Origin of the sequence: Flavobacterium sp. Root935, from assembly GCF_001429295.1 — a bacterium.
Lineage (GTDB): Bacteria > Bacteroidota > Bacteroidia > Flavobacteriales > Flavobacteriaceae > Flavobacterium.
On the sequence record NZ_LMJL01000007.1, the window covers coordinates 683,123 to 689,545 of the forward strand.

The 6,423-nt window shown below is 33.5% G+C and carries 5 protein-coding genes; all 5 read left to right on the forward strand.

The window, feature by feature from the left end; all coding sequences use genetic code 11:
• Nucleotides 1-89 precede the first annotated feature (89 nt).
• Nucleotides 90-1,265: a helix-turn-helix domain-containing protein gene (locus ASE40_RS04500; protein ID WP_057115587.1), complete on the forward strand. Its 1,176-nt coding sequence runs from the start codon at nt 90-92 to the stop codon at nt 1,263-1,265.
• Between the two features lie 72 nt (nt 1,266-1,337).
• The gene (locus ASE40_RS04505) at nt 1,338-2,303 is read left to right on the forward strand and encodes a transporter (protein WP_057115588.1); all 966 of its coding nucleotides are present in this window, start codon (nt 1,338-1,340) and stop codon (nt 2,301-2,303) included.
• 65 nt (nt 2,304-2,368) lie between these two features.
• Nucleotides 2,369-3,529 (forward strand): BamA/TamA family outer membrane protein, encoded by a 1,161-nt coding sequence (locus ASE40_RS04510; protein ID WP_057115589.1) that lies wholly within the window; start codon nt 2,369-2,371, stop codon nt 3,527-3,529.
• Between the two features lie 219 nt (nt 3,530-3,748).
• The gene (locus tag ASE40_RS04515) at nt 3,749-4,945 is read left to right on the forward strand and encodes an aminopeptidase C (RefSeq protein ID WP_057115591.1); all 1,197 of its coding nucleotides are present in this window, start codon (nt 3,749-3,751) and stop codon (nt 4,943-4,945) included.
• Nucleotides 4,946-5,206: 261 nt separating this feature from the next.
• Nucleotides 5,207-5,878 carry a hypothetical protein gene (locus tag ASE40_RS04520; protein ID WP_057115593.1) on the forward strand — a complete coding sequence of 224 codons (672 nt, stop codon included), beginning with the start codon at nt 5,207-5,209 and terminating at the stop codon, nt 5,876-5,878.
• Nucleotides 5,879-6,423 lie beyond the last annotated feature (545 nt).

Genomic DNA, 6,423 nt, shown 5'->3' on the forward strand with positions numbered 1-6,423 from the left:
GCCTGTCAGCTTAGACAGGCCCGAAGCTTCTATTTGAATGCTCCCTTTCGCATTTTTAAGAGAAATAATGCTAATTAACCTTAAAAAAAATGATCGATATATTACTTTCACTCTTCTTTTTTATAGCCACAATTGCAGGTCTGGCTACCTCAATTATGGTGCTTTTTTCCAAAAAAACCTATTCAAAAAGTTTCTTTTTAGGAATGTTTTTGCTGAGTCTTGCAGTGGTAAGTATTTACAATTTTTATCTGTCTGCCAATACCATTAAAAACTTTCCAGAACTATTCACTATTACAAAATCGTTTATTTTTTTAGCTGCCCCTTGTTCTTATTTATATGTTAGAAACATTTTATCTCTCAATAAAAGAATCAGGAAATACGATTGGCTTCATTTTCTGCCTTTTGTTATTTATTTTGTATTGACACTTTTTGCATACGTTGGAAGTTTTACCAATCTAAAAGCGGCACATTATATTGCAATCAAAATCAAAAATCCATTTTCTATTTTAGCCTTGACGATTTGGCTGTCCTATGTCTTTTTTCAAACCATGTTGATTTTAAACTATGATCTGAAAAAATTTAAAGGAGATCAATTTCATCGAATTAAAGTAATCAACTGGATCAAGATTTACAATCTTATGATTTTGTTTTTATTTTCTGCACTTTTTGTTCATCACTTTCTGTTAAGAAAAATTGATGTTGTAGACATATCCTGCTATTTCTTAATTTCATCAGTTTTGTTTTTTACTGTGGGATGGCTTTATTTCAAACCTCAAATTTTTCATGATGAAGAAGAAACATTCGATTTTATAAGCGATAATACGGTTGCTGTAAAATCAAAAGAAATCAAGAATAATCTTCTCATAACATATGAGTTAACACCCGAGAAAAAAGAAGATTATTTATTAAAACTAGATTATGTTTTAAATGCTAAAAAGCTTTTTTTAAAGAAAGATTTTGTAATCAGAGACTTGTCTGATGAAACAGGAATATCTGTTCACCATTTATCCAATTTAATTAATTCTGAATTTGGACTTCATTTTCAGGATTATGTCAACCTCAAAAGGATAGAATATTTTAAAGATAAAATAAACGATCCAGAATGGAAAGATTTGTCTCTAGAAGGAATGGCTTGGGATTCTGGTTTTAAATCCCGTACAACCTGTTTTAGAGCATTTATAAAGCATACTGGGAAATCACCATCAGAATATTTTAAAACCATTAGAATAAATCCTGATCGTACAAGTGCTTACTATTTTAAATAAGAAATAGCTGTTGTATAAAATCAGTTATGATTAGCGCTCGTAAAGTCTTAATTAATTTTAAAACATTTCGATATGAAAGCAAAAATTAATAATTCGAAAAAAGCATTACAATCAATTTTCACCATTATATCATTAGCCATTTCCTTTCACAGCACGGCACAATTAAAAGGAGGACATATTCTTGGCGCCATGGGACTTCAATCAGGAACTCAAGCTCCAGAAAATACTTTAGCAGTATACATTCCAGGTTATATTTATACGGCATCTTCGTTAAGGAATGGTGACGGGGACAAAATTGGCAATCCAGATTTGACTATGTTTATAACTGGGGCAGGAGCCTCTTATGTAAGCGACTTTAAAATTCTGGGGGCCAATTATGGTGCAACTATTTTATTAGCAGGTGCTTCTAATACTATTCAAGGAAGTTATATCGATTCAAAAAGTGATTTTGCCTTTACAGATATGTATATACAGCCCATTCAGTTAGGCTGGCATAATAAAAGAGCCGATTTTATTTTTACTTACCAAATGTATCTTCCAACAGGAAAATATGAGCTTGGTGGAAGTAATAACAGCGGGTTAGGAATGTTTATGAATGAGTTTTCAGCAGGAACAACTTTGTTCTTTAATGATAAAAAAACATTTCATTTTTCAGCATTAGCCTCTTATGAAATTAATGGAAAGAAAAAAGATACCGATATCAAAACAGGTGATATCCTTAGTGTTGAAGGAGGTCTCGGGAAAACTTTTTATTGTATGAATGCTGAAAAAACAGCTCCAAAAGGAATATTAAATGCAGGGTTAATTTATTATTTCCAATACAAAGTTTCGGATGATAAAATTCCAGTAGGAAGCTTATTGCTTGAGCCAGATAAAGATCATGTCGGCGGACTTGGTGCCGAAATTAATTACCTTCATATTGGCTGTATGACTTCTGCAGGATTGAGATGGATTGGAGAAGTTAACGCTGTAAATAGATTTCAAGGAAATACCTTCTTCATTACGCTGGCACATGTTTTCGAGTTCAAGAAAAAGTAATTAAGAGATTTCGGAACTTTAAGAATACGGTAATTTTTAAATGTAAAACGATTCAGCTTCTTTATATGAAAAACAAAAAAACACCACCAAAAATTATCCTATTCTTGCTTGGATTTCTGTTGTCATTTAATGTTATAAATGCACAAAAACAGCATATAAGTGTAAAAGATTCTCTAGACGGAGCGTTTGATTTAAGTGATTATATTATTTACGCACACGGATTTCTGGTCGTTCCAACCGTAATTACAGAACCAGCTTTAGGAGGAATTGGAGGTGCAATCGTGCCTGTTTTCTTAAAAAAACATGCACCAGTTGTAGACGAAAATGGTAAAAAGCGTTTTATAAATCCAGATATCACGGGCGGAATCGGGATGTATACAGGAAATAAAAGCTGGATGGTTGGGGCTTTTCGTTCAGGAACGCTTATTAAACCCAAAATATTATACAGAGTTATGGCTGGCTATGGCGATATGAATTTATCATTTTATGCCAACAACAGACCAAATCTGCCAGATCAGGAATTTAAACTCAATTTTAAATCTACTATTTTTTATACACAATGGCTCAAGCAGTTTAATAATCCAAAATGGAGTGCAGGACCACAATATCTTTTTTTAAATTCTAAAATAAACCTGCCTGATGTTAATCTTCCCCCGCCATTTGTAGATCCAAAAGATATTAAAAGTACCATAAGCCAGCTCGGATTAGCAGTGCAATTCGACGGACGTGATAATATTTTTACACCAGATAAAGGAATTAGGCTTCAATCGGATTTCTTCTGGTCAGATAATATTTTAGGAAGTGATTATGATGCCTGGCGCGTCAATTTATCTGCAATTGGATTTTATCCCTTAACTAAAAAATTAATCGGCGGGCTGAGGATTGAAGGGGAACAGGCGTTTGGTAACCCGCCTTTTTATCTTTTGCCGGGAATTAATTTAAGAGGAATTCCAGCCGCACGATACCAAGGAAAAACAAGTATTGTAACCGAAGCTGAATTAAGATGGGATTTTTACCGACGATGGAGTATAATGGGTTATGGAGGTCTAGCAAGTGCTTTTAACGATTGGGACGATGCTTTTGCAAAACCAGTTGTTTATAGTTACGGAACAGGTTTCAGATATTTACTGGCCAGAAAGTTTAAACTCAGAATGGGTGTTGACGTTGCAAAAGGACCAGAAGATTGGGCTTACTATATCGTTTTTGGAAGTAATTGGTTGCGATAAATTAAAAGCAAAAAACTTGTAAGAAGTTGATTTATAAAAAAATAATTTTGAAAAGCCTCAATATTGCATTATTGAGGCTTTTTGTCGTAAATAACCTAATAATTACATTCATTAAGAAAATATTAACAATTAATCTTTACACAAATTCTATAATATTTAATTGTTTTGTAACAAATTAGAAACATTAGAGACTAATTTTTTAAACTTTAAACATAAATTATGAATACATTTTCATTCAAATCAGTGTTTGCAGCTTCAGTATTTTTAGCTGGAACAGCAGGCTGTTTTGCGCAAGACGTGTTAGTAAATTCACTTAAACTAAACGCTAGCGACAAAAGTAAAGAGAACTTTAAATTTACAGAAGTAATTAACTTAGGTACAACCTCAGTAAAAACTCAAGGTTCATCTGGAACTTGCTGGAGTTATTCAACAAACTCATTCTTAGAGTCAGAAATGATTCGTTTAGGGAAACAGCCAGTAGAATTATCTCAAATTTACTCTGCAAGAAATGTATATGTTGACAAAGGTGTAAATTATGTTCGTATGCACGGAGCAATTACGCTTGGAGATGGAGGAGCTTTGCACGATGTAATTAATATGTACAAAAAATACGGAACTGTTCCTAGAGAAGTTTACACAGGATTAAACTACGGAACAGATAAAAATAAATTTGGAGAAATGGCTGCTCTAATCGAAGGAGTTTTGGCAGCTGTTGTTAAAAACCCGAATGGAGAATTGACACCAAACTGGCAAAAAGCTTACACAGCAGTTATTGACTCTTATTTAGGAAAAGTGCCTGATAACTTCAATTACAAAGGAAAAAACTATACGCCGCAATCTTTTGCAAAAGAAGTGGTTGGAATTAACCCAGATGATTATGTAGAAATGTCATCTTTCACAACATCTCCGTACTATCAAAAAACTACAATGATGGTGCCAGACAACTGGTCATTGGATCAAGTTTACAACGTAAAAGTAAACGATATGACAGATGTTATCGACAATGCTTTGAAAAAAGGATATACTGTGGCTTGGGCAACAGATGTAAGTGAGAAAAGTTTCAGCTGGAAAAATGGAGTAGCTTATGTTCCAACTAAAAAATTCGACGATATGACGGCTGAAGAAAAAGCAGACATGTTTAACGGACCAAAAGCAGAACCAGAAATTACTCCAGAAATGCGTCAGGCTGCGTTTGATAACTACGCTACAACAGACGACCACGGAATGCACATTATTGGTTTAGCAAAAGATCAAACTGGAAAAGAATACTATATCGTAAAAAATTCTTGGGGAGAAACAAACGACTACAAAGGTTTCTTGTTTGTAACTAAGAACTTCGTAAAATATAAAACTACAGCATTATTAGTAAACAAAGGAGGAATTCCAACTGAGATTGCTAAGAAGTTAGGGGTTTAATTACCGTAGAGTTTTAAGAAATAGAGAAAGCGTCACAATGGAAATTGTGACGCTTTTTTATTGATTAATTATATATTTTTCATTAAGCCATTTTTCCGATAAACAATTTAAGGAACCTTTTTCCCTAATCAGGAACGCTTAAAAGAAAAGAAGCGCTTCAACGTTTTTTCTAGTTATTTGCGGAGAATATTAATCATAACAGCTTGAATGGTATATATTTAATAAAATTTTAAGGCGATCCATTAATTTTATTGAATATTTATGAAAAAGCTCGAAGCGTTTTTAAGCGCATTTTTAATAATAATATCACTTAATTGCTTTGCACAACAAGCGACAAATGCCCAGGGATCTTCCGCTAACGGAAAAACTATAATTTTGACGGACAATCTTGCCTCAAACAGTGATTATGTTATAAAATCATATTATGTGGAAGAAAGAATCAACAAACTTTTTGGAGGCAGAATTACAACTTATGAGGTAACTAAATTGGATATGGTCTATACCAACGATTTAGGACCAAATAATACTAGAACTATTATTCCTAGATATGTCAAGCGAAAACAAAAAGGAGCAAGTATGACACAGCCTGAAGTTTCTATTGAAAGTATAACAGCCTATTCAGAGCCAGTTGTGGTTAAAGTTCCAACTGAGCCTGAAAAATATGTCAAAGTAGATGTAACGAGAACTTATGAAAGAGTGCTGGAAAAAGGATATAAATCTCCAGAAATGCTTCAAAAAGTCGCCGATCGACTTTACTTCGAAGGAAACTTTAATACAGCGGCAGAATATTATGAGCAATTGTTTAATCTCGTTAAAGATCCAGATGTTATTTATTATTACAGATACGCCCAGTCTTTAAAATCAGTCAACCAAATCGAAAAAGCTGATTTGTTGATGAAAAGATTTAAAAGCGAGACCTTAGTAGTGAAGTAGATTTTGTTAACCGCAGATTTAACCGCAAAGACACTAAGAAAAAGCGCAAAGTGCGCCAAGGTTAATTAGATCTAATTTTATAGATTTTGAAAATCAATATTAAAAAAAAGGTGAACGGTTGAAACCAAAGGCTATGTTAATTTGATAATTTAAACAAAATGGTTTACATAAATCAAAAAATCAAGCATGTTATTAGATATCTTGTTTGTCATCTCGAGAGGCCAGAGATCAATGGTTTGTCGACATAGATTGGCAATTTTTGCGTAAAACCCTGCGCCTTTACTATTAAAATAATCAGTCCTAAAGTATTGGAATTTGGAATTTTTTAAACTTTGGAATTTGACAAAAAAAAAGACGATCAATTTGATCGTCTTTTTTTTAAGCTCCCCCTCTTGGGCTCGAACCAAGGACCCTCTGATTAACAGTCAGATGCTCTAACCAACTGNTCACCTTAAAGGTAAATATGTTTGCTAAAAAAAGTTGCTCCCCCTCTTGGGCTCGAACCAAGGACCCTCTGATTAACAGTCAGATGCTCTAACCAACTG